This is a genomic window from Bradyrhizobium sp. Crot121 (assembly GCF_059512385.1).
In genome coordinates this window covers 1-21,093 of sequence record NZ_JCAMOR010000026.1, presented here as the reverse complement: position 1 = coordinate 21,093, position 21,093 = coordinate 1, and the positions used below count along the sequence as shown (strand labels likewise).

Annotated in this window: 23 protein-coding genes and 1 tRNA gene; 7 read left to right on the top strand and 17 right to left on the bottom strand. The window is 59.2% G+C overall.

What is annotated here, in order from left to right; genetic code table 11:
- Positions 1–77 precede the first annotated feature (77 nt).
- The 3 genes from AC5ZGW_RS22485 to AC5ZGW_RS22475 all read left to right on the top strand — a co-directional run bounded on the left by AC5ZGW_RS22485 (position 78) and on the right by AC5ZGW_RS22475 (position 3,865).
- Positions 78–665 (top strand): hypothetical protein, encoded by a 588-nt coding sequence (locus AC5ZGW_RS22485; protein WP_028165526.1) that lies wholly within the window; start codon positions 78–80, stop codon positions 663–665.
- Positions 666–854: 189 nt separating this feature from the next.
- Entirely contained in the window at positions 855–3,533 is a 2,679-nt protein-coding gene (locus AC5ZGW_RS22480; RefSeq protein WP_130229056.1) for a glycosyltransferase, read from the top strand.
- A 256-nt stretch (positions 3,534–3,789) separates the two neighbouring features.
- Positions 3,790–3,865, top strand: a tRNA-Lys gene (locus AC5ZGW_RS22475).
- Between the two features lie 128 nt (positions 3,866–3,993).
- Here AC5ZGW_RS22475 and AC5ZGW_RS22470 read toward each other — a convergent pair.
- Positions 3,994–4,347 carry a hypothetical protein gene (locus tag AC5ZGW_RS22470; RefSeq protein ID WP_130229055.1) on the bottom strand — a complete coding sequence of 118 codons (354 nt, stop codon included), beginning with the start codon at positions 4,345–4,347 and terminating at the stop codon, positions 3,994–3,996.
- Positions 4,348–4,452: 105 nt separating this feature from the next.
- On the opposite strand from AC5ZGW_RS22470, the gene AC5ZGW_RS22465 reads away from it, so the two are divergent.
- The 4 genes from AC5ZGW_RS22465 (at position 4,453) to AC5ZGW_RS22450 (ending at position 7,743) form a co-directional block, all read left to right on the top strand.
- Positions 4,453–4,692, top strand: coding sequence for a helix-turn-helix domain-containing protein (locus tag AC5ZGW_RS22465; RefSeq protein WP_130229054.1), 240 nt, complete (start codon positions 4,453–4,455; stop codon positions 4,690–4,692).
- A gap of 234 nt (positions 4,693–4,926) precedes the next feature.
- Positions 4,927–5,499 (top strand): hypothetical protein, encoded by a 573-nt coding sequence (locus tag AC5ZGW_RS22460; RefSeq protein WP_130229053.1) that lies wholly within the window; start codon positions 4,927–4,929, stop codon positions 5,497–5,499.
- Between the two features lie 183 nt (positions 5,500–5,682).
- Positions 5,683–6,165, top strand: a complete 483-nt coding sequence (locus AC5ZGW_RS22455) for a hypothetical protein (RefSeq protein WP_130229052.1) — start codon at positions 5,683–5,685, stop codon at positions 6,163–6,165.
- 828 nt (positions 6,166–6,993) lie between these two features.
- Positions 6,994–7,743 (top strand): class I SAM-dependent methyltransferase, encoded by a 750-nt coding sequence (locus AC5ZGW_RS22450; protein ID WP_130229051.1) that lies wholly within the window; start codon positions 6,994–6,996, stop codon positions 7,741–7,743.
- Here the strand turns inward: AC5ZGW_RS22450 and AC5ZGW_RS22445 are convergent.
- The 16 genes from AC5ZGW_RS22445 to AC5ZGW_RS22370 all read right to left on the bottom strand — a co-directional run bounded on the left by AC5ZGW_RS22445 (position 7,740) and on the right by AC5ZGW_RS22370 (position 20,532).
- Positions 7,740–10,292 carry a hypothetical protein gene (locus AC5ZGW_RS22445; RefSeq protein ID WP_130229050.1) on the bottom strand — a complete coding sequence of 851 codons (2,553 nt, stop codon included), beginning with the start codon at positions 10,290–10,292 and terminating at the stop codon, positions 7,740–7,742. The two genes, AC5ZGW_RS22450 and AC5ZGW_RS22445, sit on opposite strands and share 4 nt — an antisense overlap.
- 2 nt (positions 10,293–10,294) lie before the next feature.
- Positions 10,295–10,459, bottom strand: coding sequence for a hypothetical protein (locus AC5ZGW_RS22440; protein WP_165435490.1), 165 nt, complete (start codon positions 10,457–10,459; stop codon positions 10,295–10,297).
- A 316-nt stretch (positions 10,460–10,775) separates the two neighbouring features.
- On the bottom strand, positions 10,776–10,979 hold the full coding sequence (locus AC5ZGW_RS22435) for a hypothetical protein (RefSeq protein WP_130229049.1): 204 nt from the start codon (positions 10,977–10,979) through the stop codon (positions 10,776–10,778).
- 90 nt (positions 10,980–11,069) lie between these two features.
- Complete coding sequence (locus tag AC5ZGW_RS22430) at positions 11,070–11,288, bottom strand: hypothetical protein (RefSeq protein ID WP_130229048.1); 219 nt, start codon at positions 11,286–11,288, stop codon at positions 11,070–11,072.
- 10 nt (positions 11,289–11,298) lie between these two features.
- Positions 11,299–11,994, bottom strand: coding sequence for a hypothetical protein (locus AC5ZGW_RS22425; protein WP_130229047.1), 696 nt, complete (start codon positions 11,992–11,994; stop codon positions 11,299–11,301).
- A 77-nt stretch (positions 11,995–12,071) separates the two neighbouring features.
- Positions 12,072–12,539, bottom strand: coding sequence for a cold-shock protein (locus AC5ZGW_RS22420; RefSeq protein ID WP_130229046.1), 468 nt, complete (start codon positions 12,537–12,539; stop codon positions 12,072–12,074).
- On the bottom strand, positions 12,536–12,913 hold the full coding sequence (locus AC5ZGW_RS22415; RefSeq protein ID WP_130229045.1) for a hypothetical protein: 378 nt from the start codon (positions 12,911–12,913) through the stop codon (positions 12,536–12,538). Before AC5ZGW_RS22415 ends, AC5ZGW_RS22420 begins: the two co-directional genes overlap by 4 nt.
- 241 nt (positions 12,914–13,154) lie before the next feature.
- Positions 13,155–14,156 (bottom strand): hypothetical protein, encoded by a 1,002-nt coding sequence (locus AC5ZGW_RS22410; protein WP_130229044.1) that lies wholly within the window; start codon positions 14,154–14,156, stop codon positions 13,155–13,157.
- Between the two features lie 483 nt (positions 14,157–14,639).
- Entirely contained in the window at positions 14,640–14,891 is a 252-nt protein-coding gene (locus tag AC5ZGW_RS22405; protein ID WP_130229043.1) for a hypothetical protein, read from the bottom strand.
- Positions 14,891–15,283, bottom strand: coding sequence for a P27 family phage terminase small subunit (locus tag AC5ZGW_RS22400; protein ID WP_245474995.1), 393 nt, complete (start codon positions 15,281–15,283; stop codon positions 14,891–14,893). The genes AC5ZGW_RS22405 and AC5ZGW_RS22400 overlap by 1 nt, the downstream gene beginning before the upstream one ends.
- 179 nt (positions 15,284–15,462) lie before the next feature.
- Positions 15,463–15,627 carry a hypothetical protein gene (locus AC5ZGW_RS22395; RefSeq protein WP_165435489.1) on the bottom strand — a complete coding sequence of 55 codons (165 nt, stop codon included), beginning with the start codon at positions 15,625–15,627 and terminating at the stop codon, positions 15,463–15,465.
- 137 nt (positions 15,628–15,764) lie between these two features.
- The gene (locus tag AC5ZGW_RS22390; RefSeq protein ID WP_130229042.1) at positions 15,765–18,233 is read right to left on the bottom strand and encodes a DUF3987 domain-containing protein; all 2,469 of its coding nucleotides are present in this window, start codon (positions 18,231–18,233) and stop codon (positions 15,765–15,767) included.
- Between the two features lie 6 nt (positions 18,234–18,239).
- A complete protein-coding gene (locus AC5ZGW_RS22385) occupies positions 18,240–18,473 on the bottom strand; it encodes a hypothetical protein (protein ID WP_130229041.1) in 234 nt (77 codons plus the stop codon).
- A 63-nt stretch (positions 18,474–18,536) separates the two neighbouring features.
- The gene (locus AC5ZGW_RS22380; RefSeq protein ID WP_130229040.1) at positions 18,537–18,872 is read right to left on the bottom strand and encodes a winged helix DNA-binding protein; all 336 of its coding nucleotides are present in this window, start codon (positions 18,870–18,872) and stop codon (positions 18,537–18,539) included.
- A complete protein-coding gene (locus AC5ZGW_RS22375) occupies positions 18,824–19,087 on the bottom strand; it encodes a helix-turn-helix transcriptional regulator (protein ID WP_130229039.1) in 264 nt (87 codons plus the stop codon). The genes AC5ZGW_RS22380 and AC5ZGW_RS22375 overlap by 49 nt, the downstream gene beginning before the upstream one ends.
- Positions 19,088–19,248: 161 nt before the next feature.
- Complete coding sequence (locus AC5ZGW_RS22370) at positions 19,249–20,532, bottom strand: tyrosine-type recombinase/integrase (RefSeq protein ID WP_245474994.1); 1,284 nt, start codon at positions 20,530–20,532, stop codon at positions 19,249–19,251.
- Positions 20,533–21,093 lie beyond the last annotated feature (561 nt).

The following is a 21,093-nucleotide window of genomic DNA, read 5'->3' as shown; positions in this document are numbered from 1 at the left end:
CTGGAGACCTATTTGGACGGCATTACGCCATGGCCGTTCGAGATGATTTGTTGGGCGGGAAATCGATCGGGGAAGGTATGGGTGGACGGGTGCTTCAGTTCAAAATCGCGGTCTTGCGCCATTTCGCCACTGCCGGCCTCGCGCTTCTGATCGGTACCGGTGCCGCTTTCTCCCAAAGCGGCACGCCGAATCCGCAGGAGCAGTCGAAGCAGGGAAACGCTCCGTCCGACGTCACCAAGGACAATCAGCGCAAGACCGACGAATTCGTCGAGGCCACGCAGGCGATCAACGGCCCCGCCGGAAACCCGGAATGCGTCTGGCTCGGCCGGCGCGTGGTGCGGCTGATGTGGCTTGATGACCTCGACACCGCCTTCCGCCACCTTGACCTTTACGATCGTTTCGGCTGCCCCGGCGGCCATGTGCAGGCGACCTTCCGCTGCCTGACCCGGTTTGGCGCCACGATCGACGACAAGGTGCCGCGCAGCCTCGATGGCCGCATCCACGCTTGCTGGATCAACCCCGGCGCCCAGCCTCCGGCGGCCGCAGCCGCTGCGGCAGCGCCCAACCCGCAAGCGCCGCCCGCCACGGCTGGCAACGCTGCGCCGGCACCTGCCGCCTCACCTTCTCCAGCGCCGACGGCCTCGCCGTCGCCGGCCGCGAAATAACCGCCTTCGACTTTGGAACGAACGCGACTTCCGTCATTTGAGCTGCGTGGCGCCCTCAAAACGCCATGCGGTCATATCAGTTGTGGAATCGCGTGGCAGGATTATCTTGCAGTTTACCGCCATGTCGGTCGAACCTAGGGGACGGGTTCGCTTTCTCCTTTCATAGCAGCCCCGTATGGTTTAGCCGCGATGCGCGCTGTCGCCGCCGTTCTGTTGCTTGTCACCGCCGTGCATGCCGCGCTCTGGGGCCTTCTGCAGGAAAAGCAGCAGGCTCCTGACTTCCGCGGCATGCTGCCGAGCGTCTCCTATGCGCCGTTCGATGGCAGCGCACATCCCGACGTCGACAATATCCCGCAAGCCGAAAAGATTCGCGCCGACCTGAAGAAGCTGTCGACGATGACGCGCGCGATCCGCCTGTACTCGTCGACGGGCGGCGTTGAACTGGTTCCGCCGATCGCCGCCGAATTCGGCCTGAAGGTCATGGTCGGCGCCTGGATCGACAAGAATTCCGAGCGCAACGAGCGCGAGATCGACGCCGCGATTAACCTCGCCCGGCGCAACAGCAACGTGATCGGCGTCGTCGTCGGAAACGAAGTGATCTACCGCGGCGAGCAGAAGATCGACGACCTGATCGAGATGATCAAGCGCGTCAAGAAATCGGTCAATGTCCCCGTCACCACAGGCGAAATCTGGAACATCTGGCGTGACAATCCGCAGCTCGCCAATTCCGTCGATTTCATCGCCGCCCACGTCCTGCCCTACTGGGAGAACTTCACCGCCCAACAGGCCGTCGACCAGGCGGTCGCCATGTTCCAGCTCTTGCGCGACCAGTTCCCGGGCAAGCGCATCGTGATCGCCGAATTCGGCTGGCCGAGTGCGGGCTACAATCTCCGGAATGCGGAGCCCGGCCCGTTCGAGCAGGCCTCGGTGCTGCGCAATTTCGTCACCCGCGCCGAAGCCATCGGCATGGACTACAACATCGTCGAGGCGATCGATCAGCCCTGGAAATTCTTCGAAGGCGGCGTCGGCCCGTACTGGGGCATCCTGAATGCGTCCCGCGAGCCGAAATTCGCCTGGACCGGGCCGATCGTGAACGAGAACTACTGGAAGCTCGCGGTAATCGCCCTCCTCGTCGGCATCCTGGTGTCGCTGCCGATCCTGCGCCTGGGACGCCCGACGGTGATGCAGGCTCTAATACTCTCGGCTGCCGCCAACGGCGTCGGCGCATGGGTCGCGACCGTCTTCGCCTATTGGGCCGGGCACTATTTCGTGTTCGGCTCGGCATTCGCGATGACGCTCGGCCTGATCCTTCTCGTCCCGCTGATCCTGATCGCGATGGCGCGGATCGAGGAGATCGCCGATGTCGCCTTCGGCCGCGGTCCCCGGCGCCTGATCCAGAAGAGCGCAGCGGTGGCGCCCGCCACGATCGGCGAGCAGGTCACCTTCCCCAAGGTTTCAATCCACATCCCGGCTTATTACGAGCCGGTGGAGATGCTGAAGCAGACGCTCGATGCTGTGTCGCGGCTCGACTACCCCAATTTCGAATGCGTCTGCATCATCAACAACACGCCAGATCCCGCGTTCTGGCAGCCGATCCAGGATCATTGCCGCGCGCTCGGCGAGCGCTTCAAATTCATCAATGCCGAGAAGGTCCAGGGCTTCAAGGCCGGCGCCTTGCGCATCGCCATGGACCGCACCGCGGCGGACGCTGAGATCATCGGCATCATCGATGCCGACTATGTCGTGCATCCGGACTGGCTGAAGGACCTCGTGCCCGTCTTCGCCGACCCGCGGGTCGGCCTGGTGCAGGCGCCGCAGGAGCATCGCGACGGCGACCGCTCGCTGATGCACTACATCATGAACGGCGAATATGCCGGCTTCTTCGACATCGGCATGGTCCAGCGCAACGAACACAACGCCATCATCGTGCATGGCACGATGTGCCTGATCCGCCGCGCCGCGATGGACATGGCCGGCGGCTGGTCCAGCGACACCATCTGCGAGGATACCGATCTCGGGCTTGCCATCATCGAGCGCGGCTGGCTGACGCATTACACCAACCAGCGCTACGGCGAAGGCCTGCTGCCCGACACCTACGAGGCCTTCAAGAAGCAGCGACACCGCTGGGCCTATGGCGGCTTCCAGATCGTGAAAAAGCACTGGCGGCGCTTCCTGCCCGGTGCGAGCCGGCTCTCGTCCAACCAGCGCCGGGAATTTTCGCTGGGCTGGCTGAACTGGCTGGGCGCCGAGAGCCTCGGCGTCTTGGTCGCGATCCTCAACCTGATCTGGGTGCCGATCGTCGCCTTTGCCGACATCGCCATCCCCGACAAGATCCTGACGTTGCCGATCATCGCCTCCTTCGTCGTCTCGCTCGTGCATTTCGTGGCGCTGTACCGGATGCGGGTAAAGGTGAAGGCCGGCCAGATGCTGGGCGCCATGATCGCGGCGATGAGCGTGCAATGGACGGTGTCGCGCGCCGTGGCGCAGGGACTGATCACCGAGCACCTGGCGTTCGCCCGCACCTCCAAGGGCGGCCTTTCGCGGATGTCGATCGAATTCCAGGCGTTCTGGGAAGCGGTGATCGGCGTCCTCCTCTTGGTCGGCGCCGCGGTCCTCATCGCCACCAACGGCTTCAAGCAGGTCCGCGAGATCTACATCTTCGCCGGCGTGCTGGTGCTGCAGAGCCTGCCTTTCCTCGCAGCGGTCGCGATCGCGATCCTGGAGAATTCGCGCATCAACTCGTTCTCGTTCTGGCGCAACAGCGCCATCCGTACCGCGGAACTGATCGGTCTGCGCCCGGTCGCCATGCCCACGATCGCCGCTCCTTCCCAGCAGGCCGCCTCCGAAATCCGCCGCGACGCCAACTGAGGCGCTATCCGGCCGTGGATTGATTTCGCGGCCGGGCTTGATGAAGCGGGACTAACCGCCAGCTATCTCAGGGCAATCCCGGGCCCGCACGACCACGCATTTGCCGCCCTCTGCGCTATTGACCCGTCGGCCCCCGCCCCCTACACAGCGCGGGCTGGAGCATGATCCGGAAAGGCGGGAGTCGGTTTCCGGGGATCATGGTCAGACAAGAGCTGGAACGGGGTGACGGTTTAGAACGTCGTTACCTCCAGGAAGTGAGCGCGTAGCTCAGGCGGTAGAGCACGTGACTTTTAATCATGGGGTCGAGGGTTCGAGTCCCTCCGCGCTCACCAAGCAAAATCAAGCACTTAGCCCGAAATTCAAGCATCCAAAATCAAGCTCAAAATCCGGTCGTGCACACTCTATGCACACCGCAAAGAAACGGCCCGCCCCAGCGAGTGAGGCGGGCTGCGCCGCAAGCCTAAGCCGCCGCCCCCGGCCGGGAGGCGACATCCTGAACCACCCTAAGCAGCGCCTCCGAGTCCTCGCGCTCCATAGCCCATTCTAGGCTTCGTGCCAGCGCAACCGCGCGCATAGGCCCTTCATCTGTGCGTGTCAGCAGCGCAGCGGCAGTCGCGTTCTGTGCATCGTAGAGGCCATCCAGCACGCTGGCCGTCCATGCGGCGGCTGGTCCGCTACAGCGGGGGGCCTGGGCCAGCCCAGTCAGCACATCGGCCAGCGCGCGGGCGATGTCATGGATTGCAATAAGTTCGCGCGTAGTTGCGCCGTTGGTGGTCAGGCAGGCGGCGTCGAATTGGGTCGAGACGTTGGGCATTGTTTGCTCCGCTTGAAAATTCCTCAACTGAACTTGAATTTACCACGATTCGAACGGAGATCAAGCGCAGTTGAAAAAAATTCAATCAGACGCTATGTTTTCCACATGATCACAGCAGAACAAATTCGCGCCGGCCGCGCCCTCCTCGGCAAAACGCAATCCAAGCTAGCCGAAAGAGCAGGCATATCCACCACGGGCCTCAATAACATTGAACGCGGAAACGCCGACCCGAAGGCGTCGACATTAAGAGCCATAGAAGCGGCGCTTAGCGAGGACGGCATCATCTTTTTGGGCGACGGCCAGTTGGTCGAAGGTGGGCCCGGGGTGCGGCTCGCGAAGCGTTGACGCTCGTCTCTCCCGCTCCACGTGAGGGTGGGAGGTGCATCACAATGGCCGAACGAGCCATGAACGGCGGCGCCCCTCCAAAAGGGCGCTTTCGTTCACGCGGGTCTCTAGCTACCTTCAGACGGAGCCATTCAGCGGCTGGGGGGATTGGTGGTGAGCGGAGACGACGGCGGCGTTGACGTCAAGCAATCCGTATTTGGCTGGCTCGTCCTCGCGAGAGATGGATCATGGAGAGTGGATCAGTTGCGTCCCGAGTTAGCAGCCATTTTGCATGAGATCGAACGAGCGCTTGATGCAAAACTCTACTATGTTGCAATCGCGGTCGCACTGTCGGTGCCAGACGTTTGCGCCTGCTTGGAGTGCGATCCCGACAAACCGATATGGGGCACCGTTGACAAATACACCGCTTGGTGTGACGCAAACCTAAGATTTGCGAGCCTAGAGGGTGCGGATCTAGCTCGGCTACGCGGTGGCGTATTGCATCAGGGACACTTCGGACACCCCAAATCAAAATTCAACCGAGTGATCTTCCTCGGGCCGGAATCGCCAATCAAAGCACATGATGTAATTATGACCGTTACCGACGACGTATCGTTCGGTGGGATGAGCGCGATGGATCTGCGCCTTGCTGGAAGGATACTTCACTTAGACGTGCTGAGATTCTGCCAGACTATAATAGATGGAGCGAAGAATTGGATTCTTGCGAAGACCGGCGATCCGTTTGTTGAAAGAAACCTGGCCAATCTCGTGCGGTATCGTCCTGACGGACTCCCGCCGTTTTCGTATGGAGTGCCGACCATCGCCTAAGGTCATGCGGGCTTTGAACCGCGGCCACGTCCGACAGTTCAATCCAGCGCGCAAGGATCACCACTGGGGCAAGAGAAAGCTCAAGAGAGATCAATGACAGTTTTCGTAGCAAGCACGGCGGCGGCTTGACTCACTCGCCCTGTGATACCAAAGATCATTTCATCAACCAGCGGGAGGGGCGCGATGGTGGTAGCAGAAACAATCGCAGGTCTGAGTTCATTGAAGACCGCGTTCGATATGACGCGGGCACTCGCCAACATGCATGAGACGACGGTCCGAGATCGAGCCATTATTGAACTTCAGAGAGAAATACTCGACGGATTGTCGGCTCAATCGGAGCTTCTAAAGACGGTAAGCTCGTTGGAAGCAGAAGTGGCTCGTCTTAAAGCATGGGACGCAGATAAGGAGCGATACCAACTTTGCGAGATCGCTCCCGGAGTTACGGCCTACTCGCTCAAAGAAGGCGTGGAGAACGGAGATCCAAAGCATTACCTTTGTCCAAGCTGCTATCTGGGCGCATTCAAGTCTATCTTGCAGCCACAGATCTGGAACCCGGGCAGGTGCAACGTCCTTGTTTGTCATGACTGTGGTTGGCATGCGTATCTTTCCGGCGCCTCATCGCCCGAGCACAAGAATCTAAAACCGAAGCCTTATCGAGGCGCCTGAAGGCGCTCCATTACCTCAAGCCACTCCGACCTTCGGATACACGAACCGGCCGGCCGAACCCGATGTCATCGCTGCCCAGATACATCGGTCGGGATATTGAGCGCACTTCCTTCTATTCGCGAGGCTTGCGAAAAGGCGGGCATGGATTGGCGGGCGCTGATTTTTTAACGCCCGGCGCGTGCCCCTCGCGAGCGGTTTCACTCTACCTCCGGCCGACCCAGCCCACCGTCTAGAATGCCGGTTTATTGCTAGTGGGGGGATTTCAGAAATGCGGCACAGTGACCGGACTTCCAAGCTAACACGTGCGTTTTTGCAGCAGTCGGCCGATCTACGCGAACAGCTTGCTGAGTTGGAGTGGTTGAGGGAGCAAATTAGGCAAGCGGAAAAACTGGACCCTCAACGGATACTGGCTCAATTCAAGGCTCACCGGCAGCAGAAAACGATCAAGGCCAAGCGGCAGGCACACTAGATTCCTTCAGATCCGCGACGGACGCGGCATTGCGATTGATCGCCGGGGCGCGGCCCGGAAACAGATTGAAAGCTTTTTCCATGCGACTCCTATTTTCACTCTCCGTGACCGCCTTCGTGGCGGTCGGCGCGTTCGCAGCTATCCGGTACCTCGCTGGTGGATGAAGCCGCACCCCAGCCCGAAAATCCTACGTCTCGGCCGCACGCGTTACCCGGTAGCGGGCATTGAGGGCGGGAAAAGCCGGCAACTGTGGCTTTAGTGCCACTTCTTGCGCTTGCTCGGGATGGTTGTGGCGGATATCTTCGACCGGAATTGGAGGTTGGAATGGGAGGCAAGTCGTGCGGTCAATAGCATCGAGCATGGTGAAAAGCCTCGTTGGCAGGGGCGACAAGAACGATTTTTTCGACCGCAGACATACAGACTTATTGTCAAGCCCGAACGGAAAGATGTGGTGGCACAGCGCCCCGCTTCCATCAGGACAGAGAATTAAGGGCACACATCAAGACATTGACCGTCAATTCAAGATGTGGGACGCGGCGCAGCTCGATCGCGTAAATCTCAACGGCGCGAATGTTCTAGACATCGGAGCCAATGACGGATTTTTTAGCGTTGCGGCTGCAAAACGCGGGGCGAACGTCACAGCGATTGACGCGAACTGGGGCACATGGCCCGAGAATCTTAAGTATCTGTCCGGTCAGTGGTCCGTTCCGATAGAGATCGTAACGGCTGATTTCAGAACATACGACTTCGGAAAGAAGTTCGACGTAATCATTTTCTTTGGCGTGATCTATCACGTCGAGAACGTATTTTCCTGTATGAGCCTTCTGAAAAGCCTGCTCTCTTCAGGCGGTTCGATCTTCCTTGAAAGCCACCTCACCAACATTGAGTCCCAAGCCCCGATATGGGAGGCGGCAAGCGATCTATTCCCAACGTCCGCTCCACAAGGAAAGAGCACTGTCGGCTTAGCCGGCATCAGCAATTTCCTCCTGCCTAACGCTGTTGCCATCACCAGCCTTGCCGACACATACGGCCTTCACTGCGATCCACTGCTTGACAACGACTATTGCCGAGAGGACAGGACGAGAGGAATTTTCAGGCTGCACGCTTAAACCCTCGCCTCCCAGCAAAACGTATATGTTCCAGCCGCCGGCGCGGCAGTTAGTTGCACGTTCACAACGGAGGATGTCGCAGTTACCTCACGTATAGCAGCCGTGCCGCCCAGAAATGAACTGTTCTGCGCATTGAAATAGCCTGGCGTTGTCACAAGGCTATGCGGGATGACAACAAGGCTGGTGGAGCCGTTAAGGGCGATGGAGAAGTTCCCGGACTGATGGTACTTGTTCTTACCGCCAAGATTGCCAATGACGCGGCAATTTCCCCCTTGCCCGGATGGCATCAATACCGGGCTGGTGTTCGGTCCGGGGTTTGGCGAACTAACCGTGATGTTAAGTGCCGTCAAGGCTGCGGAAAGGTCAATCAGACTTCCACCGCAAGCGCTGGCATCCAATGACATCACGTCAAGCCCGGAAATCGTAGATCCAGAACCAGCATTGACGGCGGCCTTCACGCAGATGGCAAAGCCACCCTTGATCGTTGAGTTGGTAAGGCCACCAGTTGACAAAACGTTCACGCCGTACCCGAAACCACCGAGGTAGCAGTCCGTGAGATGCAGCCTGTTCGCAAACGCTACGTTGATAGCGCCGCCGCTGGCGTTATTCTGGTTGAAGTAGCATGACGTGAAGAAGACGTTGTTGATCTTGTTGTTGACGTCTCCCTCGATCGACACGCACGATTGAGCGGACCCTTCGAATACGCTATTCGTGAAGCGGAATTCGCCAGCCTGAGACGCAATCGAAATGATGCGCAATGTGTTGAAGGCCAGATTAGCTGGACTCGCCAACATAAGGTTAAACTGCGCGGACCCGGCTCCAGTCCAAAGAAATCCGTAGTTCCCCTTAGACGGTATCATTTCGCAGTTATCGACGGTTACAGTAAATCCAGGCCCGACTACGGGAGCCGTTGCGACCATGTGCGCGTTGATGCAGTCGAACCAGCGCACCCTTTTAAAGTTCATCCAGAAGGCAACGCCATTAGCATTGATGCTGTTATAGCAGTTGGTGAACGTGATGCCGTCCATCTCAACAAGATTGACGCCATTAATCTTGATGCCATCCTGAGCCGTCTTGGCTGCATCATCGTCGCCAGTAACCCGGAAGCCTTTCAGCGTGACGGTCTGCGATGTAATGTTGAATCCAGCACCATTATTGGTGATGCGAAACTCGGATTTCAGCGGATTGCCGGCGAAGTACACTGGAGCGGTAATATTAACCGTGGCATTGATGCGAGATGTGAGCCCCGGCACAGCCCCCGGTGCGCCAGAGGCAACCAGAAAATTAACCCACGCCTGAATTGCCGCACTGTCATCAGTCCCGGTCGTGCCGTTCCAATCGAACTTCGCGCCGAACCAGCGAGGATCTACGCCATCAGTTTGCCACGCGCCGTCGCGCACCCATGCGCCAGAGGTCGCGACAACCGCAGTAGCCTTGATGTAAACGCCCTCATTCGGGTCGTTGGTTACCTGCCCCGAATAATCACCAGAGCGCCAAACGAACAAACCTTGACGGCCGGGCTCGGTCAGATAAGCCACCGTGTCTTTTGTGGTGTCTAGTGCCTTCAATGCGGATCGATCGGCGACATAAACCGCGAGAGCAAGATTTAGACGTGCTGTCGCTTTGTTGGCCAGGTCCGATAGATTGTTCGTCGAAAGCAGGTCGCCAGTTCCAGGCGCACCAGCTAGTGAAACATTCCAGTCTGAAATTGTACCAGAACCGCCGGTCTTGATGACACCGATGGTAATACTTCCACCTGTGTAGGCGAGAACGAACCCCTCCATGAAGTTCGCGCCATTGGCTGCGCTTTTGGCTCGCACGTAATCGCCGAGTTGATAGGCGTAACCAGTGCCTATTGCGAGAGTCTTCGAACCCGTGCCAATCGCGTTCGACGTCGCCGACGTGCCCCCATAGCCTGGGCCAGTGTCGCCGGTGTCTCCCTTGTCGCCCTTCGCTGCCAACACATCCCAATAGGTCGCATTCGGCGGCGTCTGGTTCGTATTAGCCAGCAGCGCAACATACGACGTGCCAGCAAGAGAAACGACGTCGCCGACCTGATAGGCCGTCGCCGCGCTCCACGGCCCCTTTATGCTGAAGCCCTTATAGACTCCCTGAAACACCCACACGCCGCCGGTCTTGAGCCACAGTTTTCCGGTGCTGACCTGCAACGCAAATTGGTCCTCTTCACCAAGCGAAGGATCCGGCTCGGTCAGGTCGGGCGCAACGAACACATAGAAGCCGTCAGTGTTGAGGGCGGCGACCATCTTTGAGACCGACGCCATCGCATCGGCTCCGGCAAATCGCAGCGGCGATTTTTGGATGATCTTGTAGTTGACACCGCTCTTGGCGCCGCCAGTCCACGGCGACCATAGCGTGAGGTGCGTCGTGTCGCTCACGTCCTTGATTTCAACGGCTGGCAAATCGTCGACGATAATGACGTCGCCTGCGCGCGCATTGGCTGCAGACCAGATCGTGCTGCTGCCGACGATAACCGTGTCGCCATTGGCGACGGAGACGGTGCCGGTGGAGTAAGAATTGATTGCGGTCAACTTTATAGATCCCCATCACTAGTCTGGAAGAAACCGAAATATCGTTTGCGACTTTCGTCGTTTTCTTTCGCTTCAGCGATCATGGCCTTAAGGCGCGCTTTTGCTTCGCGGAATGAAAGCGACTGTGGGCGTGCGCCATCAGGCACATCTTTGCTGTGTTTTGTCATAGGATTCCTTGTTGGTGGAATAGATGCGCTCATCGCTGCGCGTACATGGCCTAGCCAAACCGTCGCAAGTTGCGACAGTTTCTAAGGGTGGCCGTGGCAACACCCCTCCCCGGTCAACCGATCGGCTCGGCTGACGGTAGCCGCCGCCGAACTTCGTCAACAGTGTCGACATATTCGGTTGGACCCCGGATGATCACCACGAACTGGTGGTTAAACGCCTCGCCCACTGAAACACCAACAACGGTGCACGGACGCCAAGCCTTGCGTCCGGAGCCGTCGTGAACGGCGAATTCCGCTTCGTAGTTCGGAACCGGAATCACGCGGCAACCTTTCGTAGCTGCACGGCCGAGCCGTCCCTCGCAGCCAAGAATTCAAATGCGTCGCCAACTGACGGGTGCACGACGCCTGCATCGCGTAGGATTTTCATCGACACGCTGAATGCGCCGCCATCACGGTCGACAAGCCATAGCCTGCCAATGCCATCGTCTGCGACGATGCGCTGTAAAGTTCCAAATTTCATTTCTAAAATCTCAGTATGTTGGTGGTGGACACCGCGTTCCCCTACGGTGTCCACCTTGTCACGCCGGCCGAAAGGAACACCGACGCGACGCTACCGATCCATTTCTTTCCAAACCAACCTTGCGTCACGCGGCTTCGCGGCCTTCACTTCTTTCTCTGCCTGCCGAAGGCGCGCGCTGCGGCTGGCTGGCTTCTTCTTTTCGGCGTGTTTGCGCACATCGGCGCGACACACCTCGTCCAGTTTCTTGAGCATGCCGCGCATCTCTGCGCGCGTTTCGTTCACTGTCTTTGCTTTAGCTTTTTTGGTCATTACTCAATCCTTAGGAAATTAAATCGATATTCGCCGGCAGCCGCCACGCGGGCAGCGAACCGACGCCCTGTTGCTCGCGGCAACTTTCGATCAGCGCTCGCAATGGATTGTGCGGCTCATCGATGTTGCCGAGCGGCTTCACGTCGACCGGCTTATGATAGCGCCAATCAACGCCGTCGTTTCTGCAGCGGTCGATGAATTCATGATGCTCCATCAACGCACCGCCGAGGCGCTGCGCTGCATCCGCGATTCTCTCAGCAAGTGCCTTGTAGTCTCCACCCCGCTGAGCCCAGACCAGTTTGGAGTACTCGCGGCGGGCCTTTGTGATCTCCGGTCGAAGCAATTCAATTGCAGCAGCAATCGACTCGAGTTCAGCACCAAGTTCGCGGTGTCGCTGCTCTCCGGTCCACGAAGGACGGGGCGGCGGCGGATCAATCTCCTCCGGTGCTTGCGGGCTCAACAATTCGCCAACCAACGCAACAGCGCCCTCATGCCGGACAACCGGTTTCGGTTTGTGTTTTGGCGATTGCGTGATCCATGACAGCATCGTGCGCCGCTCTTGTTCGTTGAGCGGTTTCGCTTCCGCTTGTGCGGCGGCCTGTCGCTCTAGAAGCTCACGCTGTTTTTCTAGCAGTGCCGCATATTTTTGATGAACGGCTCTAACGCGCTCAATCTGGGATAGTGGTTCTGATTTAACCTTGGCCAATTGTAATTACTCCTAGGTGCGCCGCATGTGGCGCAGTGGTGGTTGGTGGGTGGAAGACGATGACCGATAGGTCAGCGCTAGGTCAGTCTGGGGGCTACTTCGATTGCGACGACGCACGGCCGACCGCCACGCTCGCCGATTTCAAAAACAACGCGCTGCCCGACTTCTGCAGGCACGCCAGCGCGGCGCAAAACGCTGTATTTGCAATAGACGCGCACGCCAGGCTGGTCATCGCGCGAGACGAACAAAAATCCCTTCTCTTCGTTAAGATGCGCAATGGATCCCGTCAGTTTTACCATCTGGTCGGCGGTATCTTCGGTCTCGACGGGGTCTTTCCAGGTCTTTAGCCGCTTCGCCCATCGGACGCGTGGCTTGCCGTTTTTTTCCTCGACCTCGAATTCGAGGTGCGTCCCAACCCTTGGTTCTATGCCGGCCCGCTGCAGTACGGCGGCGTGGCAGAAGACATCCTCCCCCGGAGGATAGTCAAACTCAACAAAGCCAAACGCTTTTTCGGCATTCCATCGCGCTAATTTTCCCCAACTCATGCGGAAAAATCCTCGATGATTGCCCGCAACACGTCACCCGAAATAACCCGCCCGCTCGCGGTGTCGCCTGCCGGCTCTCCGAATGTCAGTCGCGTCGCCGAAGTGCTGACCGTGCAGGCTGGCTCGGGTGCGCTTTGTATCGCGACGCTGAGGATGCCCACCGGATTGATTTGGCTGGAGATCAAGCTCTCACAAAAATCCCCGAATTGGATTCCGCTACCCTCCAGCGCCTCGAAGGTGCGAACGCGATTGCCCGCCTCGTGAACCGGACCGTGATCGGTGAGCGCGGCCAACAGCACGCGGCCGAGTTCGCGGTGTGATAGGTGCCGAATGTGTTTGCCGGCATAGAAGGGCAAAAGACCGGCCTCGCTCACGGCCTGAACCAGGCCGCCTGTGCGACTGACGCCAAGCCCGAGCGCGTCGCAACGACTCGAACAGCGGAACGCTTGTTCAATTTGAAAATCCAGATTTTTTGAGATGATAAAAGAGAGCGGGCCGAAGCCGCAGGCTGCCGAAAAAAGAGAGCGGGCCGAAGCCCGTTCTCAAGTCGCTCGTCACGTCGGGATCAGCGCATCCCTACAAGTAAATACGGCCCAACACCCCATACCAGGGACGTCAGGCGGCTAGCTTTTCTTCCAGGCTCGCCAGTGCATGCAATGCTCTATCTTGTGCGGCCACAGCGTTGCGCTCTGCCTGCTTCGTATCGCCCCAGCCAAGATCGCGGGCAATCTCGCGCGCCGTCTTGCCGGCAATGCTCAGGTCCAACACCTTGCCGTGCTCGCCCAAGGTGGAATCGATACGCGGCGCGTCGATCGTCTCGACGATTTGCCGCTCGACGAGGTCGTGGCCGCCCTCCACTCCACCCTGCATCGCGCGCGGGTTAGAGTGAACGCGATATGCCAGGAATTCCGCTCCATGGGCGATCACGGTCGTGTAGCGGGGAATCCGACATGCTGGCGGCAAACCAGCATTAACCCATGCCTCATCAAATGTGTGCCGGCCGCCCAAGCCCATGCGGTCAATCTCTTGGCGCCGGTTATCGTTGCAGGCGCACAAGGTCTCCGCCCAGCGGGCGGCGCGTTGACGCCGGTAATCTTCGCCTTCGCTGTTCCGCTCCACATAGCCTGACCGCGCCGGGAATGCGCCCGTCGCCGGGATAGCAAGGTGCCGCTCGTTATCATCCTGGCGCTCAGACTCACTCTTTCGCCGCTTGCCCTTTGGCTGCCGAAATAACTCCGCAACCGGCATCCACCGGCCGTTGCTGGCGCGCCATTCGGTGATTACGCCCTTAGAGTCACACCGCACGTTACGCTTCACGGCGGCAGTGTGTTCCGCGCGCGTAATCGGCCCAATCGTGGTCCGGGCCTCGATGGCGTCTCGCGCGGCTATCATCATCAATTCGTCCGGACTCGGGCGTAACTCCACTACGCGGTCGGCCAGTGGCTTGCCGGCCTCCGGCATGCCGCCCTCCGCACTCAGCCAGGACGGCACTGTGACTACGGTGCCGTAGCGGACGAGGCGCGCTAGGTCATCAGGTCGCTTCTGGCGGTATAGGCGAATGGCGAGCGGAATGGCCGCGATGGTTTTGCGCGGCGAATTGTCGTTGTCGTGATGCATTGTTGGTCCTCGTGACGTGACGTGTGCTGGCCACTTATGCGGCTCTATCTGGCTAGTACGGCTTTCGCCGCCGATCCCTATTTTCAAGGGCCTTTTTGATTTCGATAATCAGGCGATATCAAAAAAATTACCGGTGAGTTCCGGGCTGGTTTTCCGCGATCGTTTCGCGGCCAGTTCGGATGGCCCCGGCACCTTATGGCATCCGCGCCTCGCCTATCGCCGCCAACAGCTGCGCCTGCAGCTCTAAGACGACCTCCATCGCCTCGCGGTCACCACCGATTAACGACCGTGGCTCGTGTTCTAGTGGGCTGGCAGCAAACTTCGAACGGCCGAGCGCTGCGGCAAGCGCAACCTTTAGATCGCGGAGTTCGTACGGGTCATGTGGCCCGCGCAGCATGTCGTGGCCTTGCCGGAACAACTGGACCGCCTCGGGGGTTATGTGCGCTGAACGGCGCCGCTTATCTCGCTTTAATCTTGCGGGCATCACGGTTCCCCGAACTCGGTGAGTCCCCATGGAGGTCCAAGTAGTGGGTGACGAGGACGTTGCATGATCTCCATCCCGAACCTTTGCCACGCCTGGCGCGCATCCTCAGGATCGGGGCGGCCATAGGCGTCGGTCTGAACGCCAGCGTCCGCGAGATCGCCGAATAAATCGAAGCCCGCCTCCAAGGCGGTCTCCCATTCATCGAGACCAGCAGCCTGCTTGCGCCTGTCCTTCCGCTTGCGAACCGGCATCAGCGGCGGCTCCCATAGTCAGCCGTCCGGGGCGGGCGGCTATCTGGCGCTGCGGCGTCCAACGCAAGCTCTCGGAGCAACCTGGCGAAGGCCAGCCGACTATCGCGCTCGATGGCAATGGCCGGATGCGCCTTCAAGACGCCGTAACGGTCGGGCACGGTGATGCCGTCAGACGCAAGCTGCTCGCGCGCCTGTTCGCTTCGATCCCAGGCCTCACCAGCCTTCACCAGCAGGCGAAAATGAAAGCTTTCGAGGTCAAAATCCCCAAGAATTTGCTTAATCCAGCGCCGCGTGGGCGTTGATAGATGTTTGGGAACAACGTGAGTCAATGATCTAGATCCTTTGAAATGAAGTGGTTGATAGGTCGTCGTGTGGTTGCAGATAGGTCGCAACTAGTTGAACCGGGGCACCAATCGCGCTTGTTCGAGGGCCAGCACCGGTAGGCACGGGGTGGGCTGGCAACTTCGGAATGGCCCCACCCCGATTGGTTTTTTTGTCATGGAAAAGCATCGTTACTCGATGCGGCCCGTCGTCGACGGGTATGCCGTACGCTTTTGCATGGCCCCGTGCCCTACGTCTGCAGCCATGGCACCAGGTCGCTCCGACCCGCTTCCATCAGCACCTCGACAGGCACCCATTGCCACTGCCATTGCCCAGTTGTTTGGTCGCGACCGTAAGCGTGCAACGACTCCCCGTCGCACTCATCGGCATCCTCAATCGTGTCGATATCAATCATGATCGTTCCTTTTGTGAAGTGGCCGCGAGAGTCCCTTGCGCGCGCGAGTCAATAAGATTGGAAATGTCCCTTGAAGATAGAAAGGGGCGGAATCTGCTCTATGTGACGCGCGCGCAAGGGCCAGTTGCGGCCAGTTGCTATTCGTTCTGCAATGATCCGGAGATAATCCGGCGAACCTCTTCACGGCGTGCCTTTTCGGCCTCGGCCCGGTCAGCGAACAGCTTGTGGACCGATGGCAGCACCTGCCACGTCATGGAGTCGCGTCGGCCCGTCTGCATCGGTTCCAGCCAGCCAAAGGCGTCTAGCTGCTCGAGAACAGCCTGTGCCCGCTCTACGTCCATTCCACGCATTATGCGGTCACCGCGCCTAACGTCTCGCACCGAAATGGTATTCAGCTTGTGCGCCAGAATAAATCCAGCCGCGGCTAGCACCATGTCATGCCGATCCGAGAGACCGAGGATGTCGACATAGAACGCAACGGCGTGCGGAAAGAGGAATTTCTCCAGGAAGGCCGCGGCCCGTTTGGCAGTGTCTTCTTTGATTACAGATGCGGGTCGAGCGCCCTCGCTCTCAATGCAGTGAAACACGATGCAAAGACGGGCGAACAAGCCATCATATTTCCCGAGGTGCGAAGCAAGTTTCTTATTCACCGCCTCCCAGGCGCACTGCATTTCGAAGTATTTCTGCGCTAGCGAGCTACGCAGATCCTGCGCGGCATCGTCGAACTGCAACGGCACCTCAACGTAACTGCTAAGCGTACCGTCTCCGGTGGGCCTGCGTAAGCGCGTCAGGCGGGCCACCATCGCGTCATACGCGGCGGCGGCATCTGGCATGGGCTTGTCTGCGCCAGCGCCAGCGGCGCCGAGGACGATGGGAAATAGCCTCTGCAGCAAACCGTCATCATGTGCCTCGGCAGCTAGGGCGCGGATCGGCTCGGGCTGAATTCCGCCCAAGAGCGAGACAGACAGATTTTCAATCAGCACGGCGCCGCGCCCGATGCGGTTCACCGTGTATGGCCCTCCATTATATGCCTGCAACCAAAACCCTCGATCCTTCGCCGCGCCTCGGCCGGAACTGTATTTGTCCATTGATCCAAACCAACCAGACAGCTCGTCCTGCAGGCACAGAACACCATCAGGGCTGTCCTTGAGGACCTCCTGAGCCGCCTCAATCGTTGTGTCCTCAAGCCGGAGTCGGGCATGCCTTGGAGGAGCCGCGTCCTTTCTTTCGGCTGGCGGCAAGGCTTCGTACTTTCTTTTCGCTTCCTCATGGGCACGGAACAAGTCGCGATCGAGCCGCTTCAGCGGCGCCGCTGCGGCTGATATCATAGGACTCTTCTTCGTTGATGGGTCCCCTATTGGAGCAACCCAAATCCGAGCGGACTCCGTCCAGTGTGGATCGTGGCGCTTAACTTTCAGCTTGATGGAGTCGGGAATCGCGGCTGCACAGACCGCCAGCGCCGCAGCTGCGAGGCCACCGGGATCGACACCCATTAGTTCGCCCTGGGCCAGAGCGAACTCCTCAATTACAGGGGGCAGCAATCCCACAGGGAGCGGCGGGTGTGCACGACGCTGCCAAAGATCTACCGGAGGCACATTGTCATTGGCTGCCGTCAGTGACGACGCAAGCGCTGCTCCAGTTCGATGCATCTCCGCGTGTCTCGCACCGTACTTGCCCCAGAGACGCGCAAAGTCCTTGCGGGCGCGTTCTTCGGAGCTATAGCGCGCAAACCAATTGCCTGACGCCGACATGAAGAGCGCGCAGGAGGCCTCAGCACTGTGACCGTCGAAGGCCATCTGCTCGACGACCGCTGCCGCATAGTCAGAACGGTTGCCAACATCGTTGGCGGCAAGCATCGCCGCCAGCTTTTCCGACGCCACGATTCCGGCAATATCGGGTAGTTCGCCAATCTCGATGGGCTTCGCCTCGGTCGCGGGTGATGAAGCCCAAGGCGCCAGCGCCTTGCGAAGGTCGTCCACTTTGATCAGTTCGCCATCCCATTCCTGCAGGTAGCGCACTGACGCAGGCTCGGCGGGTCGGCCACGCTTGAGTTTTGCGGCGTTCGGCCAGTTCAGCGTCCCTGGGATGCGCCAGACGTGGTCGACATCTTTGGTGCCATGATCCGAGCCTGTCGCGCGCTGCAAAGCAGCAGCTAGCGGCGCGGCCTCGGTCGCGGTCAAGGGCTGATCGAAAAGCCAAACTGGTTGCTGGTTGCCCGGAGAGGTCTCTACGATGTAGCTGGGCTCAAGCGGCAGTTCGCCGGCTTTACCCGTGTCGTTGTCCATATCGGCCGGCAGACCGAGCACGGCCAGAATGTCTTCTCTTCCGCCGCGCTTGCCCCGAGGAAGGCTGCGTTTCATCAAGTGCGTGCCGACGTAGGGGTTTGCGCCAGGCGTGCCGCTATGAGCGGCTATAGCGTCGACCATGGATTCGACGTCACCCACCCTGTGGTGGGTTATAGTGCCCTTGTCGTTGGGAAGATTTGCGTTAAACACAGACACAACGAAAATGCCGTCGACGCCTTCGGCCAGGCCGTGGAGCATTTCGCAGTGCGTGCGGATCGGATCGGTATTGTCGGTAATCTTAGCTGCGGCGAGCGCGGTCATTGGCGTTCAAGCCCCCATCAATGCATTGCTTGCGAGTTGTGTAACTTCATCGGCCAAGGTGCCGACGAAGGTTGCCGTGCGCTTCCCGCCGGCATTCTGCGAGTACGTAAGGCGACGACCGCTTTCAGTCTGGACAAGCCGTAGGTCGTACATTCGCAGTTCGGGCGTCAGTTCAAGATCGAACCGCGCAAGTGTCTTCCGTTCGCCTGGAGGCGACGGTCTGATGTCGAGGATTTTCAAGGGTGGTTCCTCTTACGAGGTTTCAGTGTGCACTCGGCAGAAAGGGCCGATCGTGCTGGTAGTCTAGGCGGCTTGCACAAACACATGCGCATCTGGATTTACGGCGTAACGATAGCCCTTGCCGACCAAGCAACATTGCGCGCGATGGGCATTAATCAGTCCGCGCTTGTTAAGCCGGTCTAGGGCCTTCGATACTGCGGCGTAGTTCGATGGCGTTCTCTCTCGACCGAGCGCGTCGATGATGTCGCCCGTTCGCGACAGGTGACCAATAAGCATGCCGTCTCCACGTGGAGATGGGGTAGGCTGCGGTGCCGCGGCTAGGTGAGCCAGGATGTCCTTCTGCATCTTGCTCAAACGGCTAATAAGGTGCCGTTTCGGCACATTGTTATCCGTTTCCATCGCGCAGCCTCCTGCTTGTCGGTGTTGTCATTGGCCGCAACAGCGGTGGAAGCCCGACGCCGAGACAACATCCAGGCATCAAGGTCAGCCCGTGAATAGACGATCGTACGCCCCAGCTTGAAATAGGTGGGACCACCGCCGTGGCAGCGCAGCTTGTTTAGAGTTGATTGGGACAACCGAAGGTGTTCGGCCGCCTCAGAGACTTTCAGATGCATTCCCCGTCCTCCAGTTTCCGCGATTGTCGCGGTGATGGAGGGAGATAGGCCAGATACTCGAAAATCGACAAGGAAGATCCCGTCATTTTTATTTTTTATATTTGCGCCTCAAATGCGTAAATCGGCGATCCCTGCAGGCAAAATTTGCTAGCCGACTCTCCTCAAAGCGAGTCGACGGACTTACCGCCATCCAGTTCCGCCGCGCTCGTCTGGCCTGGTGGCTTTAGGATCATCTCCAGCATGCCGGCCAGCGCCTCGAACGCCGCGCGCTTCTCGTCCAGATATTCGTATCTGTCATAGGTCTCGCGCACACCGCCGATAACATGCCCCATGCAACGCTCGGCGTGGTCGGCGTCGACCTTGGCGCGGCTCATCAGGCTTCGTCCGGTGCGGCGCAGGTCGTGCAACTGCCACTGCTTCATGGCCGGCCGGCGTTCGGCTTTCCTGATCTTGGCAATGAGCTTATTCAGTTCCTTCTTGGCCTTGCTGAACCCGCTGAACGCCTTTTCGCCGTCAGTGGTCGAGAACACAAACCATGAATTGCGCCTGCCGGCGGGTTTCCAATCGATCAGGGCGCGCATTGTGGGCGTAATCGGGATGACGTGATCCCGCTTATTTTTGTACCGGCTCGCAGGTATCGTCCACAGGTCGCCCTCCAATTCCTCGGTGTGCAATCTGGCGGACTCATTGCGACGGGTCATGGCGACCAGCAGCGACTTTACGAACCGGGGATAGCAGGCCGGCCCCTCCCACTCGTCCAGCGCCTTCCAGATGTCGCGGATCTCGTCGTCGGATAAGGTGCGCTTCCGCGCCCTGTCCTTCGGCTTGGTCTTGGCCATGCCACGCACGATCGGGGAATTAAATTCGTTGTCCTGCGTCATCTGCCAATTGAACGCCTTGCGGACATGGGCCAACACCCTGTCGGCCATCACCGGGCCGGCCTCTTCCTTCACCGCGTTGAGCATGCTGGTGATGTCGCTCCGCTTGAGGTCGTAAATCGACCTTTCCCCAATCCGCGGGCGAACGTGGTTCGTGAATGCCTGCTTCACCTGATCGCCGCTGCGCAGGCCGTCGACGTGGTCCTTTTCGAATGCATCCAGCACAGCATCGACCGTGTTAATTGCGGCCTGCACTGCCTTTTTGGCTTCCGCCCTTGCATCTTCCTGCTCGGCGACCGGATCGCGCTTATCGGCGACCTCGCCTGCGGCCTTCTTGGCCAGGGTGCGCGCCTGCTCGGCCGTGATACTCCCGTGCAGCCCCAAGCCCAGCCAGCGCTGCTTGCCGGTCATCTTGTCCCGGTACCGATACCCGAACGTCACGGCGCCGCTGTCGAGCTTGCGGGCAACGAACCCCCTCACCTCTTTGTCTGCGAGGATTTGCCCCTTCGTCAGCCGGTCAACATTCGTCTTGGTTATCTTGGCTTGCATGATCTGCCCCGTGCACACAGATTCGTTACGTGGTCACCATGCACACTCTATGCACACACCGGAGAGAAAACGCAAGGAAAGGTACGGCAACGCAGGGAAAGCCGAGAAAAGCCTGATATCGCTGTGCTTTCTGGCGACCTGCTCAGAAAATGCATGTTTGGAAATAGTTGGCTTGTGTGCACACCCCTAACTTTTAATCATGGGGTCGAGGGTTCGAGTCCCTCCGCGCTCACCACAAATCGAAACATCATCAACAACTTAGCTTATTCTCGGTCCGTTCGCGGCGCTGACGGTCGACAATTCCAGCCTCCGAGTTGGCAAACCCCCGTTCGGACTTCGTTCACGGCCATCGCCGGAGCACACCTCGTTAGTTGCTTGTGATGCTGCCAGCCGCGAGCCCTAGCGGCTTGCCGCAGCGAACCCCACAGCGCATTTTTCATGTCATGGGCACCAAGCACGCGAGAGCATCTACGGCGCATCCGTGCGCTCCGCTGCCGAGCAGGCGGCCAAGGCGCGCAAGGACGCAGATCGGCTCGCATGCCAAGCCTGGAACATGCGCATGCTGGCCTTTCACGGACC